The organism is Xanthomonas sp. NCPPB 3442, from assembly GCF_056725145.1.
Window position 1 is genome coordinate 2,384,962 of record NZ_CM161514.1, and the last position, 19,046, is coordinate 2,404,007.

The 19,046-nt window shown below is 64.2% G+C and carries 11 protein-coding genes; all 11 read right to left on the reverse strand.

Features of this window, described 5'->3' with window-relative positions; all coding sequences use genetic code 11:
- Positions 1-115: 115 nt before the first annotated feature.
- The gene (locus tag AC1POX_RS10430) at positions 116-2,404 is read right to left on the reverse strand and encodes a sensor domain-containing protein (protein ID WP_031422456.1); all 2,289 of its coding nucleotides are present in this window, start codon (positions 2,402-2,404) and stop codon (positions 116-118) included.
- A gap of 78 nt (positions 2,405-2,482) precedes the next feature.
- Positions 2,483-3,559 carry a protein-glutamate methylesterase/protein-glutamine glutaminase gene (locus AC1POX_RS10435; protein WP_003486327.1) on the reverse strand — a complete coding sequence of 359 codons (1,077 nt, stop codon included), beginning with the start codon at positions 3,557-3,559 and terminating at the stop codon, positions 2,483-2,485.
- Positions 3,556-4,152, reverse strand: coding sequence for a chemoreceptor glutamine deamidase CheD (gene cheD, locus AC1POX_RS10440; protein WP_003486330.1), 597 nt, complete (start codon positions 4,150-4,152; stop codon positions 3,556-3,558). The genes AC1POX_RS10435 and cheD overlap by 4 nt, the downstream gene beginning before the upstream one ends.
- 2 nt (positions 4,153-4,154) lie before the next feature.
- The gene (locus AC1POX_RS10445) at positions 4,155-5,015 is read right to left on the reverse strand and encodes a CheR family methyltransferase (protein WP_008571499.1); all 861 of its coding nucleotides are present in this window, start codon (positions 5,013-5,015) and stop codon (positions 4,155-4,157) included.
- 242 nt (positions 5,016-5,257) lie between these two features.
- A complete protein-coding gene (locus tag AC1POX_RS10450; RefSeq protein WP_057680744.1) occupies positions 5,258-7,639 on the reverse strand; it encodes a methyl-accepting chemotaxis protein in 2,382 nt (793 codons plus the stop codon).
- Between the two features lie 83 nt (positions 7,640-7,722).
- Positions 7,723-8,106 (reverse strand): hypothetical protein, encoded by a 384-nt coding sequence (locus tag AC1POX_RS10455; protein WP_003486337.1) that lies wholly within the window; start codon positions 8,104-8,106, stop codon positions 7,723-7,725.
- A 452-nt stretch (positions 8,107-8,558) separates the two neighbouring features.
- Entirely contained in the window at positions 8,559-9,041 is a 483-nt protein-coding gene (locus AC1POX_RS10460; protein WP_003486339.1) for a chemotaxis protein CheW, read from the reverse strand.
- A gap of 134 nt (positions 9,042-9,175) precedes the next feature.
- A complete protein-coding gene (locus AC1POX_RS10465; RefSeq protein WP_057680743.1) occupies positions 9,176-9,961 on the reverse strand; it encodes a flagellar brake protein in 786 nt (261 codons plus the stop codon).
- A gap of 623 nt (positions 9,962-10,584) precedes the next feature.
- Positions 10,585-13,254: a methyl-accepting chemotaxis protein gene (locus AC1POX_RS10470; RefSeq protein WP_057680741.1), complete on the reverse strand. Its 2,670-nt coding sequence runs from the start codon at positions 13,252-13,254 to the stop codon at positions 10,585-10,587.
- 648 nt (positions 13,255-13,902) lie between these two features.
- Positions 13,903-16,164 carry a methyl-accepting chemotaxis protein gene (locus AC1POX_RS10475; protein WP_372357065.1) on the reverse strand — a complete coding sequence of 754 codons (2,262 nt, stop codon included), beginning with the start codon at positions 16,162-16,164 and terminating at the stop codon, positions 13,903-13,905.
- A 207-nt stretch (positions 16,165-16,371) separates the two neighbouring features.
- The gene (locus tag AC1POX_RS10480) at positions 16,372-18,633 is read right to left on the reverse strand and encodes a methyl-accepting chemotaxis protein (RefSeq protein ID WP_372357066.1); all 2,262 of its coding nucleotides are present in this window, start codon (positions 18,631-18,633) and stop codon (positions 16,372-16,374) included.
- Positions 18,634-19,046 lie beyond the last annotated feature (413 nt).

Here is a 19,046-nt window from a genome sequence, read left to right on the forward strand (position 1 = left end):
TAGGGGAGGGCTTGCAGCGCGCTCTTCAGCAGGAGAAGGCTCATCACTTGCCACGCCATGGCCCGCCTTTCCTGGCTGGAAGGAAGTTCGAAGCGGTGATCGTTCGGCGGTTGCGTTATGACGGTTGCGCGCCCAGCCAGGCTTCCAGTGCCTGGGCCGGTAGCGGCCGCGAGAACAGATAGCCCTGAAGCACCTCGCAACCCAGGTCGGCGAGGAACAGGCGCTGCGCTTCGTTTTCCACACCTTCGGCGACCACGTGCTTGCGCAGGTGCTCGCCGATGCGCAGCACCGAGGTGGTGAGCGCGCGCGCGTCTTCGCTGTGTTCGATATCGCGGACGAAGCTCATGTCCAGTTTGAGTTCGTCGATCGGCAGGCGATGCAAGTGGCTCAGGCTGGAATAGCCAGTGCCGAAATCGTCCAGCGACAGCGAGATGCCGGCTTCGCGAATGGCGTGCAGGTTTTCCAGCACGCCCGGTTGCCCGGACAGCATCACGCTTTCGGTCAGTTCCAGGGTCAGATCGGACGGCTGCACGCCCAGTTCGGCGATCAGCTGCAGCAGGTCGGGAAGCATGCGCGGGCTTTCGAAGCCGCTTGCCGACAGATTTACCGACACGCGCGCCACCGGCACGCCACGCTGGCGCCAGTCCGCGACCTGTTCGCAGGCACGTCGCAGTACCCAGGCGTTGAGCTGCGGCATCATGCCTTGCTCTTCAGCCACCGGCAGAAACCGCGCCGGCGATACCGCGCCCAGTTGCGGATGATTCCAGCGCAGCAGCGCTTCCACGCCATACAGGGCATGCGGCGCGGCACTGTGCATCTGCGGCTGGTAGTGCAGCTGCAATTGATCGCGGCCAATGGCCTGGCGCAGCTCGGCCTCCAAGGCCACGCGTTCCTGCGCCATGCGGTTCATGTCGGAACTGAAAAAGCGGAAGCGCCCACCGCCTTCCTTCTTGGCGCGATTCATCGCCAAGTCGGCATGGCGCAGCAGGATGTTGATGTCGTGGCCATCCTCGGGAAACATCGCCACGCCGATACTGGCCGAGGGATGCACGGTCATATGGCCAACCGGCAGCGGACTGGCGATGCTGACCAACAAACGCTCGGCGGCGGCGCTGGCCTGCTCTGCGCTGCATTGCGGCAGCGCGAGCGCGAACTCGTCGCCGGATAGCCGCGCCAGCATCGCTGTGGCGGTGATCTGGTCGTTGACGCGCAAGGCGATATCGCGCAGCAGGCCATCGCCTGCGGCGTGCCCCTGGCTATCGTTGATGAGCTTGAAGCGATCGATGTTGATGAACATCAACGCGGCCGGTTCGCCGGCGTATTCGGCCTGAGTCAGTGCCTGCTCGGCACGCGCGCTGAACATGATGCGGTTGGGAAGGCCCGTGAGCGTGTCGTAGAACGCCAGTTGATGCACGCGCTGGCGGATCTGCTCGCGTTCTAGCGCCAATGTGCACAGCTGCTGGCACAAATCGGTGAGCCGCATATGCCAGGCATCGGCACGTTGCGGCTTGCGGTAATACAGCGCGAAGGTGCCGAGCACGCGCGCGCTGTTGGAGCGGATCGGCGTGCTCCAGCAGGCGCGCAGGCCCCAAGGCAAGAGCGTGTCGCGATATGCCTCGAACAATGGGTCGGTGGCGATGTCTTCCACCATCACCGCGCGACCGCGCCAGGCCGCGGTGCCGCAGGCGCCTGTGCCCGGGCCGATCTTCAAGCCGTTGACTGCGTCGGCGTATTCGGGCGGCAGGCTGGGCGCAGCCAGCGAATGCAGGCGACCTTGATTGTCCGCACTCATCACCGTGGCCAGCACATCCGGTGCGATGCGTTCGACCTCGGTGCAAATCAGCGTCATCACCTCGATCAACGGGCGTTCCTGCACCAGGGCCTCCAGCACGCGGTGCTGCAGCACCTCGTGCATCTTGGTGTCGGTGATGTCGGTCAGTACCGCCACGTAATGCGAGGGAGCGTGGTTGGCGTCGTAGATCGGGTTGAAGTTCAGCGAGATCCACAGCGGCGTGCCGTCCTTGCGATAGACCAGCAGGTCGGCACGGGTGTGCTGCAAGGCATCGGCGCGATCGCGAACGCGAGCGACCTCGCTTTGGTCGCTTTGCGCACGGGTCAGGACATCGGAGGGACGCAGACCGACCAGCTCGGCTTCGGTGTAGCCGAACATGCGCTGGAAGCCGTCGTTGGCGTACAGCAGGCGCGATTGCAGGTCGCAGATCAGAATGGCGCTGCTGCTGCCATCCAGGGCCTCGGCGAGCAGACGCGCGCGGCGTTGGTCGGGTTGTTCGCCAGCCTTGGCCATGCCGGCGGTGACCGGGCCGGGCCTGATCTGGCCCGTGCCTGGGGCGTTGGCATGGATCGGCTCAGCCGTCAGCGGGGTGCGGTCCATCGCTGCATCCACGCCAGCGCCCACCACGCTTCCCGGTGCCGGAGGAAGCGTTGGGTTGGTCGGGTGCGAGGGATGCGCGGCCATGCCGGATCAGCGCGCCTGCGCCGACAATGCGAGCAAGCGCTCGGCCACGCGGTCCAGCGGCACCACTTCCTGCGCGGCGCCAAGTTTGTACGCGGCACCGGGCATGCCCCAGACCACGCTGCTGGCTTCGTCCTGCACCAGCGTCGGCGCGCCGGCCTGCAGCATTTCCAGCAGGCCGCGTGCGCCGTCGTCGCCCATGCCGGTGAGGATGGCGCCCACCGCATTCGGGCCGGCATTGGCGGCAACGGAACGAAACAGCACGTCCACTGCCGGCTTGTGGCGATTGACCGGCGGGCCATCGTCGATGCGGCAGCGCCAGCGCGCACCGTCGCGAATGATGCGCAGATGCTGGCCGCCCGGCGGCAGATACGCATGGCCGGGCAGGATGGCCTCGCCATCGGTGGCTTCGCGTACCGACATGGCCGAATGGCGGTTGAGGCGCTCGGCGAATGCGGTGCTGAAGCTGGCAGGCAGATGCTGGGTCATCACCACCGCGGGCGCATCGGCGGGCATGTGTTCGAGCACCACGCGCAGCGCTTCGGTACCACCGGCGGAGGCGCCGATGGCGATCAAGCGGTCGGTCGTGCGAAAGCGCAGCGCGCTGCCGGCCACCGGTGCCGATTGCATATCCAGCGTGACTTTGGGCGCGCTCGGACGATTGAGTGCGCTGACCTTGGCTTTGGCGGCCATCTTGACCTTGCTGACGATTTCTTCGGCGTAGCCTTCCAGCCCGCGTGCGACGTCGATCTTGGGCTTGGACACGAAGTCCACGGCGCCCAGCGACAGGGCCTGCAAGGTGGTGTCGGCACCGCGCTCGGTCAGCGATGAAATCATCACCACCGGGGTAGGGCGCAGGCGCATCAGGTTTTCCAGAAATACCAGGCCGTCCATGCGCGGCATTTCCACATCCAGCGTGATGACGTCCGGATTGAGGCGCTTGATCTTTTCGCGCGCCAGCAACGGGTCGGCGGCCGAGCCGACCACTTCGATGCCGGCGTCGCGCGATAAAATCTCGGTGAGCATCTGACGCACGACCGCCGAATCGTCGACGATCAATACACGCACAGGGGTTTCCAGCGTCATTCGAACAACTCCACTCCACCGGTAACCGGTGCTTTGGACAGACGGGCGCGCACGGCCGATTCGGTGGCGGCGACTTCGGCTTCGTGTGCGTGCGGCAAGCGCTGCACGACGACGCGGCCAGTGGTCGCGAAGAACCACACCTTGCGCGGATGGATGCCACACAGATCTTCAGCGATGATGGGAATATGTTCGGCCTGCAGGTACTGGCGCACGAACTCGGCGTTGCGGGTGCCGACCGGGTTGCTGGTGAAGCCCTTCAGCACGTTGGCGCCACCGAAGACCTTGGCTTCGATGCGTTTGCGGTGCGCGCCGCGCTTGAGCATGTCGTTGATCAGCAACTCCATGGCATAGCTGCCGTAGCGCGTGGGCGCTCCGTCGCCGACCTGGCCTTCGGGCAACAGAAAGTGGTTCATGCCGCCGATCTTGAGCACCGGGTCGCGCAGGCAGGCTGCAACGCACGATCCCAAGGTGGTCGTCAACGCGGTGTCGTCGTCCACCACCAGGTATTGGGTGGGCAGCAGTTTGGCGGCAATGGTCTGGAACCGCGAATCGCGGTAGCGCATGACGTCGTCGACTTGCACGGCAGTACTCATGCTCAGGCTCCTGCGCGCGGAGCGCGCCGATACAGCGTGCGCCCGCACGGCTGGATCAGATCGGCCGCGTGCAGGTAGTTCTCCGAGTGCCCGGTGTAGAGCAGACCGTCCTCGCCCATGTGGCTGACCAGGCGCGACAGGATGCCGCGCTGGGTGGGCTTGTCGAAGTAGATCATCACGTTGCGGCAGAACAGTGCCGCATACGGACCGCCGACGTCGTAACGCGGTGCCAGCAGATTCAACTGGCGGTATTCGATGAGCTGGCGCAGCGCCGGAATGACCCGGCATTTGCCTTCATTGGGGCCACTGCCGCGCTGGAAGTACTTGCGCTTGATCGCTGCATCCAGCGAGGCGACACGGTCGATGGCATAGACACCGCGCGAGGCGGTTTCCAGTACCTGCGTGTCGACGTCGGTGGCGACGATGCTCACCGGCGGGGTCAGCGTGCCGAAGGCTTCGCAGGCGGTGATGGCGATGGAGTAGGGCTCCTCGCCGGTGGAGGCGGCGCACGACCAGATCTTCAACGGCGCCTGCGAGGCGCGCTTTTGCAGTTCTTCGCGCAGCTTGTCGAAATGGTGCGGCTCGCGGAAGAACGAGGTCAGGTTGGTGGTCAGCGCATTGGTGAATGCCTGCCACTCTTCTTCATCGTTGCCGGCTTCGAGCTGGTCGAGGTAGTCGCGGAACGAGCGCAGGCCGAGCACGCGCAGACGACGCGACAAGCGGCCATACACCATGTCGCGCTTGGCCGGCGCCAGTGCGATGCCGACACGCTGGTAGATCAGGTCGCAGACACGCTTGAAGTCGCGGTCGCCGAAATCAAATTCGCGTGTGTCTGAAGCGGAAGTCGTTGTCGTCATATCCATACGCGTCGTGAGCTATAACTGGATATCGGCCACGGAGCCGCGCAACTGAAGCGCCAATGCGTGGATTGGGCGCGGTTGGGCTCGCTAGCTCGTCCGATGGGGACGGCGGCTGGCGATGGGCGCACAGAGGCAAAGATGCCCCATCGGCGTGCTGCCGCAGCGGACGCGGGGATCAACGCAGGTGCCTGTCCCAAATGCACAACGCCCCGGCAGTGCCGGGGCGTTTTGGTGACAGCGGTGAATCAGAACTCTTGCCAGTTACCGTCGGCCAGTGCGGCCTGGGATTTGGCTGGCCGCGACGCGCTTGCTGCTGCGCGTGCCACCGGCTTGGCGGCGCTCTTCACTGCAACCGGGCGCGAGGCGATCGGCCGGACGCGTGCGCTCTGTGGCGCCTGCGTAGCCGAGTCGTCCAGCTTGAACACCGACACCGCTTCGGCCAGATGACCTGCCTGCTCTTCCATCGAGCGGGCGGCGGCAGTGGCTTCTTCCACCAGCGCAGCGTTTTGCTGGGTGGTTTCGTCCATCTGGGTGATGGTCTGGTTGACCTGCTCGATGCCGGACGACTGCTCCTGCGAAGCGGCAGAGATCTCGCCCATGATGTCGGTCACGCGCTGCACGCTGGCCACGATGTCGGCCATGGTGGCGCCAGCCTTGCGCACCAGTGCCGAGCCTTCGGCCACCTTGTGCACGGAGTCGTCGATCAGGCCCTTGATCTCCTTGGCCGCACCGGCCGAACGCTGTGCCAGCGTGCGCACCTCGGAGGCGACCACGGCAAAACCGCGACCCTGTTCGCCGGCACGCGCCGCTTCCACCGCTGCATTCAACGCCAGGATATTGGTCTGGAACGCGATGCCGTCGATGACGCTGATGATGTCGGCGATCTTCTTGGACGAGGCTTCGATGCCGGACATGGTGGTGACCACTTGCGACACCACTTCACCGCCTTGCGAAGCCACGCCGGTGGCGCCGATGGCAAGCTGGTTGGCCTGACGGGCGCTTTCGGCGTTCTGCTTGACGGTGGAGGTGAGCTCCTCCATGGACGCGGCGGTTTCTTCCAGATTGGCGGCCTGCTGCTCGGTGCGGTGCGACAGGTCGCTGTTGCCCGAAGCGATTTCGCCAGCGGCCGAATTGATCGCAGTGGACGACATCTTGATGCGCCCGACGATGTCGGCCAGCTGCTCGGCGGTGGCATTGGCATCGTCACGCATCTGCGCGAACACGCCGCTGAACTCACCATGCATGCGCACGGTCAGGTCGCCACGCGATAGCGCGGACAGCAGGGTCGAAATCTGTTCCAGGCTGCCGGCATTGGCATCCAGCAAGCCGTTGAGCTGCTGCGCCAGCTGCAGGAAGAAGCCCTGCTTGCCGTCGGTTTCCACACGCCCGCTCATGTCGCCACTGGCGGCAGCGCGCACGATGCGGGCCACTTCTTCTTCCACCTGCACTTCGATGGTGCGGTCGCGCCATTCGCAGACTTCGCCGCTGGTCTCGCCCTGTTCGTTCTTGATGGAGGTGACGGTCTGCGCCAGCACCACTTCGCCGAAACGCTCTTCGAAGCTGGTGACGCCATCGCGTTCCAGTGCGGCAATGGCCTTGCGCACGGTCGCATCCGACAAACCCAGGTAGCTGATGTGCTGGCCGATGACCTTGCTTGCGTCGAATTCGGGCGATGCCAGGCGGATGCTGCTTTCGTACTGCGCCACGATCTTCTTGAAGGCGTCGTTGGCGTAAATCATCACGCGCTCTGGATCGGTGATGAAGGTGCCGGTCGAGGACTTGTCCAGCGCGGTGCGGATGCGCAGGTTTTCGTCGGCAATCTCCTGGTCGCGTTCAATGCGTTCCTTCAGGTCGCGCTGCATGCGCTGCATGGAGCGCATCAACTCGCCCACTTCGTCCTGGCCCTGTACGTTGATCTGGCCGTCCAGCTTGCCGCCGGCAATTTCGGTGGCCGTGGTGACCGCGCCGCGCATGCTCTTGACGATGGAACGGGCGAACAGGAAGGCCAGACCCAGGCCGCCGGCGATGCCGATCAACAACACCACCAGGGTCAGCGTGACGGAGGTAGCGTGGACCTTTTCGGCCTTGGTCTTGGCCGCCTGCGCGAGCAGGTTGTCTTCGGCAATCAAGGCAGCCAGCGAATCCTTGGCCTTGTTGTGCAGGGTACGGGTCTCGCCGACGAAGGTGTCGATGGCGTCGTCGGGCAGATTCAGCTCCATCATTTCGTCGACGCTGGCATAGGAGGCCGATGCCTTCTTCCAGTCCGCCACGAACACGTCGAACAGCTTCTTCTGTTGCGGGCTTTCGATCAGACGCGGGTAGCCCTTGATGGTGGCTTCGATCTCGCCATTGAGCTTCTTGGCGCGGACCTTGGCTTCCTGCTTGACCGAATCGCTGGCGCGCACCAGGTTCTGGTAGGCCGCATTCCGGTATTCGCCGAGCATGCCGCGCAGATCGCCTGCCTCGCGCACGCTGGACATGGTGTTGCCGGCCAGGTCGCGGGTGACATTATTGAGCGACGCCAGGCCCGAATAGGCGATGACGCCCTGGACGAGCATGATCAGCAGCACGATGCCGAACGCCAGCATCAGCTTGGGCATCAGTTTCAGATTGTTGATCCATTGCATTGACACGATTCCCCGTAGAAGTCAGTCCGCATAGCCGCAACAGCACATCGCCACGCGCGAGGGCGTGGCGATGTGCGAGGCGATTACTTGATGGTGGCGAGCTTCAGGCTGGCCGGGGAGCTGACTTCGATTTCGGCGCGCGAACTGTCGCGCTGGATCTTGCCGAGGACGCAGACGTCTTTGCCTTCGAGCGTTTCCGGGGCGAAGCTGAACTTGCCGCGGTTGGCGCCGTCGATGCGTGCGGAGAAGGTGTGGCGCGGGAACATGCCGCCCATGTACAGGAAGGTGGGTTCGCCTTCCGAGCTCTGCGCGTACTTGGCCTTTTCGACCTTGCCGCACACCATGCCGTCCTTGCCGACGAAGCGCGTCGCCATTTCTGGCGGAATCATTTCCTGCGACTGGGCCGACAGCGTGGGAGCAACGATCACGAGAGCAGCGACGGGGAGGAGCGAGAGCAGGAACTTCATTGGGATTCTCCAGAAATCAAAAGTCGAACGGTGACCCGTTGTGTGGACGCGGGCTTCATTCAGCTATCGGCTAACCGCCGTTCAACTTGAATCCGGAAAACGTGATTTTTATCTCATTTCCATCGAGTGGTGCGTCGCGTGTCGGGAGCTTCCTGACACGCGATCGTCGTAGATGCGATCGCACAAAAGCGTTGCGGCCGCCGGAGCGGTGCAGTGGGTGCACGGCGCCACCGCATACGCTGAAAAGCGGCTACCGAACGGAGCGAATCAGCCAACAGTGGCGAGGGGCGCAGAAGCCGGAGTGCACATGTGCGACATCGGGATTCGGAGCGCCGACCACGCGCGTTCTGGCGGCCTGGCAGTCGTTTGGTAGCCGCTTGTCGTACATGGCGGCTCCTGCATTCCTCTACACCTCTCCGGCGACCGCAGGCGAGGCAACGCAGCCGTTTGAATCAGGCGGCTTCTTCCACCAGCTGCTGACCCAGCTCGGTGCTGTCCAGCAGGGTTTCGATATCCAGCAGGATCAACATGCGATCGTCCTGGGTGCCGATACCGGAGATGAAACGAGTGTCGACCGACGCACCGAATTCGGGGGTAGGACGGATCTGGTCGTCGTTGAGCGGAATCACGTCGGACACGCTGTCCACGACGATGCCGACCACGCGGTCCTCGACGTTGAGCACGATCATCACGGTGAAAGCGTCGTAGCGCGCTTCTTTCAGGCGCAGCTTCAGGCGCAGGTCGATCACCGGCACGATGGTGCCGCGCAGGTTGATCACGCCCTTGATGTAGTCCGGCGCGTCGGGCAGACGCGTGACCGAATCGTAGCCGCGGATTTCCTGCACCTTCAGGATATCCACGCCGTAGTGTTCTTCGCCCAAAGCGAAGCTGAGGAATTCACCACCTGTGCCGGTGGCAGTGCTTTTATCGTTCATGGAAACTCCGGGCGTTGCGGCTAAGTGTCGGGTTAGGCAGGACTGCGGCAGCAGAGACGGATGCGGGATGCCCTAGCAACATCGGCGGGGTAGGCGGCAACTTTAGGTGCCGGCCCCGCGTGGTACGCGAGGGTTCAGAACACGCCGCTCTTGCGCGCATTGCGCTGGCGGTCGACACGGAAAATGTAGCGCTGGATGGTTTCGTCGGCGCCGCGCGGCAGGTCGCTGAACTGCATGCCGATCCGGAAGCCTTCGCTGCCGTTGGGCAGGGCCTGCTTGTGCTGGCTGCACACGGTCAGCGGCAGCGTGATCGGGGCGGTGTCGGGCAATTGCAGGATGCAGTTGCGGTAGGTGCGTTGCAATTCGAGCAAGGGCATCCCGTCGGTGAGGGACACCGCCAGGCCGCCGCTGCTGATGTCGATCACGCGCAGCTGCAGGTTGAACTCGTTTCCCTGCGCCGCTTCCTGGCGGATGGTGCAGACGGGCGAATCGGTGATCGGCGTTTCCAGCCGGTACGATTCGCGCCGCTGCATGTGGTACATCGCGGCAGGCAGGTCGACGCGGAAGGCGACGTGGATGTCGCGCTCGATCCGTTCGGCGTTCTCCAGGCGGAAGCGGATGTTCACCCGTTCCAGTTGGGCGTAGCACAGCAGGTATTTGGCGCCTTCGATGGCGCGGTTGGAGGCATCGTTATGGCTGCCGTCCAGGATCACGCAGTCGTCGTCTTCGTCCACTTCCAGCACGGCGGTGGGCACGGCCATGTCGCGGCCAGCCACATGCATGGTCACGATGGCGCGTTGGTCGAGCAGCTGGCGCAGCAATCCACGGATCTGCCGCTTGTTGCGCAGCAGGTAGCGCTCGTCACCTTCGACGAGGTGATCGGCGTCGTGGTCCAGCTCTGAGGTATCGCCTTGGGACATGGGCACAAGCACAGTAGAAGCGGGAAGGCGCCTGGCGGGTTGTCCCGGCGTCGCCTTGATATCGGCGGCAAAGCCAAATCTTTAAGGCGGCCGACCAAACTCTATGCCGATCGGTGGCCAGGCGCAGCCGCGATGGTCTGTGTGCAGCGCGTTCAGCCAAGCAAGCGCCAAGGTCTGGCGCAAGGTCTTCGTTCTTCAATACGCCACCAGCGAACTATCTGGTGAGGGCACGGTGCCCTCTACGTGTTGTCGCTCGCTGCAGGATCCTTGCCCGCCCACCATCGCAGGACACGCTGCAACTACGTCCTTGTAAGCTCCTTGGCGGCATCCAAGCCGCCAAGGGTCCCGCGACGGTGGGCGGGCAAGGACCAGTCGCGTTGGTCGGTGTGCAGGGTTTCAACACCGCAACCAGCAACTCCAAGCCGCGCGAAGCGGTGTCCTAAGCACTTCAGCACCGCCACCAGAAAACTGTCTGGCGAGGTGTCCTTGCCGGTAGCCGGGCCGTTGGCGGCATGGATGCCGCCATCGAGCCCCATGGACGGGTTCACGGCGTGTCCCGCGGGCGGTGAGGGCAGCGCGCCCTCGATGCTGTGATCTGGCTGCAATGAATCGTCGTTGCCGTCTCAGCTGTAGGCATGGCGTGCGTTGGCCAGCAGGGTGCTCAGGCGGTCCTGTGGCTCCAGGCGGAACACTGCCACCGCATCCACCAACTGTGCGGCCTGGTCTTCCATCGAGCGCGCGGCGGCAGTGGCTTCTTCCACCAGCGCGGCGTTCTGCTGGGTGGTTTCGTCCATCTGGGTGACGGTCTGGTTGACCTGGGTGATGCCTGCGGCCTGCTCGCGCGAAGCGCTGGTGATTTCGCCCATGATGTCGGTGACGCGCTGTACCGAGGTCACCACCTGCTGCATGGTGCTGCCGGCTTCGGAAGCCAGTGCCGCGCCGTTGCCGATGCGGGTGACCGAGTCTTCGATCAGGTGCTTGATCTCCTTGGCCGCGCCGGCCGAGCGCTGTGCCAACGTACGGACCTCCGAGGCCACCACAGCAAAGCCACGACCCTGCTCGCCGGCACGCGCCGCTTCCACCGCCGCGTTCAAGGCCAGGATATTGGTCTGGAAGGCGATGCCGTCGATCACGCTGATGATCTCGGCAATCTTTTTCGACGAGGCGTCGATATCGGCCATGGTGGTGACCACGCGGTTCACCACATCGCCGCCCTTTGCCGCCACACCGGCAGCATCCAGCACCAGGCGATTGGCCTGGTCGGCGTTGTCGGCGTTCTGCTTGACGGTGGCGGTGAGCTCTTCCATGGAGGCTGCGGTTTCTTCCAGCGCGGCCGCTTGCTGTTCGGTGCGACGCGACAGGTCGCCGTTGCCGGTGGCGATTTCGGTGGCGGCCGAATTGATCGTCAGCGACGAGTCCTTGATGCGGCGCACGATACCGGCCAACTGGTCGGCGGTGGCGTTGGCGTCGTCGCGGATGGTGGCGAAGACGCCCTGCAGCGCGCCGTCCATGCGTGCGGTCAGGTCGCCTTGCGACAGCGACGAGAGCAGGGCGGAGACGCGCGACAGACCGTCTGCGTTGTTGTCCAGCAGCGTGTTGAGCTGTTGGGCCAGCAGCAACAGGAAGCCCTGCTTGCCGCGCACGTCGATCCGCTCGCTGAGGTCGCCGGCCGCGGCGGCTTCCACCACGTGCGCGACTTCCTGTTCCACCTGCACTTCCTGGGTACGGTCGCTCCATTCGACCACATAGCCCATGCGCTCGCCGGTGGCAGCCACGACCGGGCTGACCACTTCCTGCACGATGCGGCCGCCGATTTCGACCTGTGCGGTGTGCGTACTCTTGAGTTGATCCAGCAGGCGTGCCTGCTCGGGATTGCGATGGAACTGGTCGATGCGGGTATTGCCCAGTGCAGCGGCATCGAAGTTGGGAAGATCGTGCCGCAGGACGTCCTGCATCTCCGAAAGCATGCGCTGCAGCGGTCGATTGACGTAAATGATGCGGCGCTCGGCGTCGGCGATCATCACATTGGTGCTGACGTCGTCCAAGGCGGTGCGTACGCGCAGTGCTTCGCTGGCGATCAGGTGGTCGCGTTCCAGGCGCGCGCGCAGGTCATCGCGCATGGTGCGGGCGTTGAGCAGCAGGCGACCGAGTTCGTCATGCCGGTCGATGTCAATCGCGTTGTCCAGGCGGCCGGCCGCCACGTCGCCAAGCACGCGTTCCACTGCCAGCAGCGGGCGGGTGACCATCTTGCGCGCGGCAATGAACACCACCGCGATGCACAGTGCCAGCACCACCAGCGAGAACAGCAGCATGCTGCCCATCAGCGCGTCCAGCGGGCCGTCGATGGCACTGCGCGGCTGCGCGCCAATCACTGCCCACTGCCACGGCGCGTAGCGCTGTGCGGTGACTTCGAAGGCCTGGCTGGCGCCTTTGCCATCGCGCAGCTGCAGGTTGGCGCTGGGCTGCTTGCCGTCCAGCACTGCCTGCAACAGGGCCTGCTGTTCGGCCGGCACCAGTGCCGCCAATGTGGCCGGGGTGCCCGGCGGAGCCGCGATGATCTGGCCCTGGTGATCGCCCGGCGCCATGTCGGCAATGACGAAATAGCCGTCCTGGCCCAGTTTGGTGGTGCTGACCTGGGCCTTGAGCGCGGCCAGGCCTTGGGTGTAGTTGCGTCCGACGAACAGCGCGCCAATGACCTCGCCGGCGGCATCGCGCAGCGGCTGGTAATGGGTCATGTACTGCTCGCCGAACAGCTGCGCCTGGCCGGTGAAGCTCTTGCCTTGCGACAGGGCGGCGTAGGCCTTGCCCTTGCGATCGAGCAGGGTGCCGATGACGCGTTCGTTCTGCTTGTTACGCAGCGAGGTGGTGATGCGCACGAAGTCGTCGCCGGTACGGGCGAAGATCGTGGCAACGCCGCCGGTCGCCTTGGCAAAGCGGTCCACGGCGTCGAAATTGAGATTCAATGCCTGCTTGCCGGCACGCAGCGAGGGGGTGTTCTGCTCGCCGATGGTGACCGTGCTGGCGCTATCGAGTTCGCGCGCGCCGGTGGGGAGCATGTCGTCGAACACGCTGCCCAGACGCTGGGTGCCTTCGCTGAGCGTGACGTCGTACATCGCCACCGACTGCTGCATCAGTCGGGTGCTGGAGCGCAGCTCGGCCTTGACCTGCGATTCGATATCGCCAGCGGACTGGCGATAGATGGTCAGGGCCAGCAGCCCCAGCGAAATGGCGATGACCAGCGTGAGCAGTGCGGAGAGCCGCGTACCGACCGAGAGGCGGTTGAAGGAATGCATGAGGAATCGACCTTGCCCGGGGGAGGGCGTTACGAATGCGTGAGCTTGGTAGCGGCCGTTTATGCTCGAAATTGATTGTTCCCGTTGAAATCAGCACAAAATTAGGCATTCCATTCAGCATTCGCTGGCTGAAAGCGGTTTCACATCGTCCACCTTGTCACCGACGATTGTAAATTTTGGGTGAAACCAAAAGTGTCCTTGAGGGAGGCGACGGGCCGCATACGGCGGGCGAAATGGCGCCTTGCGGCCGCCCGTCCGAGCAACATCCTGGGCAACCAATGCGAGGGTTGCGCAGTCGCCAGGCGGTTATGGCCGGAGCCGGAATTGGCTCACATCCTCGGTTGCTACGCACCGCTTCGCCTGAAGAGCGCTGGTGCGGTCTGTCGGTCTTACTCCGGGATGGCAGCAAAAAAAAGGGCCGCTTCCCCTCGCAAGGGAAGCGGCCCACAAGATCTGCGGAGCGCGGATCAAAGGCTCTCGAAACGTCTGTGTTGCTGGACAACGGTGTTGCGTGAAACGCGCATCGGCAGCTGCGACCGGTTGACGATGAGTACGGCGGCCGAATGCACCACCGCGACTAAAAACGATCCCGCTGGCGGTGCCGGTCGCCCGCCACTGCCGGCGACCGGTGGGCTCCGGCGCCGTCGCTTAAAACTCCTGCCAATTGCCATCGCCAACGGTCGACGTGGTTGCACTCACTGCCACGCGCCGCGGTGTCGCCGCGACCACGGCGGCACGTGCAGCCGGGCGCGTCGCCGGCCGCTGGTGGCTCACGGCGCTGGCGATGGCTGACAACTTGCGTGCCACCGGTGCGTTCGCATCGACCTTGAAGACCGCCACCGCTTCGGTGAGTTGCTGTGCCTGTTCTTCCATCGCGCGCGCGGCGGCAGTGGCTTCTTCCACCAGGGCAGCGTTCTGTTGGGTGGCCTCATCCATCTGCGTGACGGTGAGGTTGACCTGTTCGATGCCGGCCGACTGCTCCTGCGAGGCAGCGGAAATTTCGCCCATGATGTCGGTGACGCGCTGCACCGATGAGACGATTTCGGCCATGGTGCGGCCCGCCTGGTCCACCAGCTGCGAGCCGTCGGTGACGCGCTGCACCGAGTCGCCGATCAGGTCCTTGATCTCCTTGGCGGCGGCTGAGGAACGCTGCGCCAGCGTACGCACTTCACTGGCCACCACGGCAAAGCCGCGGCCCTGCTCGCCGGCACGTGCCGCTTCCACCGCCGCATTCAAGGCCAGGATATTGGTCTGGAACGCGATGCCGTCGATGACGGAGATGATGTCGGCGATCTTCTTCGACGAGGCCTGGATGCCCGCCATGGTGTCCACGACCTTGCCGACGACCTCGCCGCCTTGCGACGCCACGCTGGCCGCACCGATCGCCAGTTGATTGGCCTGGCGTGCGCCCTCGGCATTCTGCTTGACGGTAGAGGTGAGCTCTTCCATCGAGGCAGCGGTTTCTTCCAGGTTGGCGGCCTGCTGTTCGGTACGTTGCGACAGGTCGTTGTTGCCGGCGGCAATTTCGCTGGCAGCCGCATTGATCGAGACCGCCGAGGTCTGGATGTGCCCGACGATACCGGCCAGTTGCGTCACCGTGGCATTGGCATCGTCGCGCATCTGCGCAAACACACCCTGGAATTGGCCATCCATGCGCGCAGTGAGATCGCCCGCAGCAATGGCCTGCAACATGCCCGACAACGCTTGCAGGCTGCCATCGGCAGTGGCCATCAGCTGATTGAGGCTCTCGACCATGATGCGGAAGTCGAACTGGAACTGCACTGCGTCGCCGCGAGCACTGAAGTCGCCGGCCGCGGCGGCTTGTGCCAGCTGCTTGATCTGCCGATTCATCGCGGCCAGGTTGTGTTTGACCTGCGCCATGGTCTCGGTGAGTTTGGCCTGTTCGCCGGGCAGGGCGTCCATGTCGTCGCTGAGGTCGCCGATCGCATAGCGGCCCATGATCTGCGCCAGGCGCGCGGTGACCTGGATGTGGCTGTCGACCAGCGCATTGGTGTCGCCGGCCATGCGGCCGTAGTCGCCGGGGAACACGCCGGCATCCATGCGGAAGCTCACCTGGCCGGCATCGTGGCGCTTGGCCATGTCCAGCTGGGCGGTAATGAGGTTGCGCACCTGCGACTGCATCTTGTCCATGGCCTGCAGCAGACGCCCGGTTTCGTCGCTGGCATCGCTGTGCACAGCGTTATCGAGCCTGCCCTCGGCAATCGCTTCGGCAGCGCGGGTGGCGCGGCTCAGCGGCCGGGTGAGGCTGCGGGTGATCAGCAAGCCCAGGGTGCCGCTCAGCAATACCACCATCAGCGAACCGCCCACCAGCAACTTGCGCGAATCGTCCATGGACTGCAATGCCACTTCGGCTGCTTCGGAGGCGAGCTTGTCCTGAAGGGCAATGTTCTCGCCGATCTTGTCCTGCCATTTCTGCATCGCCGGTGCGGCCTGGGTAAGCATCAGCGGCAATGCTTGATCGCTGTGGCCAGACATCACCAGGTCGACGACCTGGTTGTTCAAGTCGCGCACCGGCTGCCCGAGGCGGTCGATCTCGGTACGGATGCCGATGCCCTGCGGCGAAGACGGGATGGCGTACAGCGCATCGTGCGCCTTCGCGTAGTCGGCGCGCGCCTGCTTGATGGATTCGATGAATTTCAGATTGTCTTCGTTGCTGGTCGGCAACACGACATTGCGTAGCTCCGCGGCGATGACGTAGTTGGCATTCATCATGTCGTTGGAGAGGCGGATCTTGGTCATGTTCTGGTGCACCAGGGCATCCACCAGCGCACGTGCAGAGGTCAGCCCGCGATAGCCGATGAAGGCGATGAACCCGGACAGCAGGATCAGCACGGTGAAGGCGGCAGCCAGGCGCGGCCCGACATTGAAACGCAGCAGAAGAGAGTTCATGGAATCGCTCGGCTCTAAAAGGTGGAATGCGGTTGCGCTGACAGGCTGGAAAAACGCATTGCGCTCACGTTGCTTGTCGCCAAAGCAGCGTTATCGGCGCTGCCTGCAATCGATTGAGTGAGCTCGGACGCTTGATACAGCTGGTTCTCAGGAATAAACACGGCAGTCGTTCGCAACCGACTGCCGTGCGTGACGCTGCCTTTGCGATCAGAACTCCTGCCAATCGCCCAGCTCTGCGGCCGATGTGGCGTTGCCCGCAGGACTGCGACGTGGCGATGCGGCCGCCGGGGTGACGCGTGCTGCCGGGCGCGGCGCGAAGCGGGCATTGGCCGGTGCGCTGGCAATGGCCGACAACCGACGCGCCACCGGTGCATGCGCAGCCACCTTGAAGACCGCCACCGCTTCGGTCAGTTGCTGGGCTTGTTCTTCCATTGCGCGTGCGGCGGCGGTGGCTTCTTCCACCAGCGCGGCGTTCTGCTGGGTGGTTTCGTCCATGCTGGTCACGGTCTGGTTGACCTGCTCGATACCCGCATACTGTTCCTGCGAAGCCGAGGAGATCTCGCCCATGATGTTGGTGACGCGCTGCACGCTGGCGACGATCTCGGCCATGGTGGTACCGGCCTGATCGACCAGGGTTGCGCCTTGCGTGACCTTTTCGACCGAGTCGTCGATCAGGTGCTTGATCTCCTTGGCAGCACCGGCCGAACGCTGCGCCAGCGTGCGCACCTCGGAGGCGACCACGGCGAAGCCGCGACCCTGTTCGCCGGCACGCGCCGCTTCCACCGCCGCATTCAAGGCCAGGATATTGGTCTGGAATGCGATGCCGTCGATGACGCTGATGATCTCGGCGATCTTCCTGGACGAGCCCTGGATGTCGGACATGGTGGTGACCACCTTGGCCACCACATCGCCGCCTTGCGAGGCCACCGCAGCGGCGCCGATGGCGAGCTGGTTGGCCTGGCTGGCGTGCTCGGCGTTCTGCTTGACGGTGGAGGTGAGCTCTTCCATCGAGGCGGCGGTTTCTTCCAGGTTGGCGGCCTGCTGTTCGGTACGCTGCGACAGATCCTGGTTACCGGAAGCGATTTCGCCCGAGGCCAGGCCGATCGCGTCGGCTGCGATCTGGATGCGGCCGACGATGCTGGCGAGTTGTTCTGCGGTGGCATTGGCATCGTCGCGCATCTGCGCGAACACGCCCTGGTATTGGCCACTCATGCGGGCGGTGAGGTCGCCGGCAGCGATCGACTGCAACAAGCCAGAAAGCGATTGCAGGTTGCCGTCGGCGGTGGCCATCAAGGTGTTGAGGCTTTCCACCATGATGCGGAAATCGAACTGGAACTGCTCGGCATTGCCACGCGCGGTGAAGTCGCCGTTGGCCGCAGCCTGCGCCAGCTGCTTGATTTCGGTGTTCATGGTCGACAGGTTGTGCTTGACCTGGTTCATTGCCGCGGTGATGGCCGCCTTCTCGCCGGGCAACTGCTGCATGTCTTCGGACAGGTCGCCGATGGCATAACGCTCGATCAGGTGGATGGTCTGCATCTTCACCTTGATGTGCGCGGCCACCAATTCGTTGGTGTCATTGGCCATGCGGCCGAAATCGCCCGGGAACGCGCCGGCATCCATGCGGAAGCTGATCTGGCCTTCTTCATGGCGCTTGGCCATGCCCAGCTGTGCGGCAATCAGATTGCGCAGCTGGCCCTGCATGTTGTCCATGGCATGCAACAGGCGACCGGTCTCGTCGTTGGAGTTCGCGCTGACGTCGTTGTCCAGGTTGCCTTGGGCAATGGCTTCGGCCGCGCGCGTGGCGCGCGTCAGCGGAACCACCAGGCTGCGGGTGATCAGCCATGCCAGCAAGCCGCTGATCAGCACCACCGCCAGGCCGCCACCAATCAACATGGCTCGCCCGCGGGCCATCGCCGTGGTGGCCAGCGCATTGGCTTCCTGGGCACGTTGGCGCTGCAACGCCGAATACTCCAGCAGCGCGTCCTGCCATGCCTGCGTGGCCGGTGCGGCACGCTGCAACAGCAAGGGCATCGCTTCGTCGGTTTTGCCGGCCAGGTCCAGGTCGATCACCTGCTGGTTGAGCGCGCGGGCGGCCTGGTTGTTGGCATCGATCCTCTCACGTAGCGCCTGAGCTACAGGCGTTGCCGAGAAGGTGTAGAGCTTGTCGTGTGCTTGCTTGTAGATGCGGCGCTGCTCTTGGATGATCGCCACGAAGTGTTGATTTTCTTCGTCTGGCGTCGGCAATACGATGTTGCGCAGCTGCACGGCAATGACCGACACCGCGTTGTTCATTTCCTGCAGCCGCTGGACGATCACCATGTTGCGATTAGCGAGCGTATCCAGGCTTTGGCGCGCCTGCGCCAGCGTATACAGGCCAGCGACGACCAGGGCGCAGGACAGCAGGATCAGCGTGCCGAAGGCGAAGCCCAGGCGCTTGCCGACGTTGTAGCGTTGAAGAAGAGCAATCATGTTGGGATCTCGAGGGCGATGGGCAGGAAAGGGGCAGTGCGCTGGGCGGGGAGGCGTACTGGGTACGCTGGTGGCGCCGATGCGGGCATGCGTCGAACCGATCCATCGAGCGTTGCGACATCAAAAGGTCGCAACGCCAGCGATTGCAGGGCAGGTACACGTGCTTGAGGTTGGTAACGGCGCCCTGTCGGTGCTGCTGAACTCGCTAGCCCGGACGCGTATGGGTTGGCGTCACCGAGGTGAGCCTGGTGTGCACAACCGCCTGGAGATGCCTGTCAAACGGGGCATTCCTGGGGCTCTGAAAGATCGCGCCTTCACTTCCTGCTCACAGGCCTGACAGCCCAGCAGGCGTCTGGATCCAGGGCGGTTTGGCATGTGTGGCTTGGATCTGCGCCCGCGCAGGCCGCTCGACG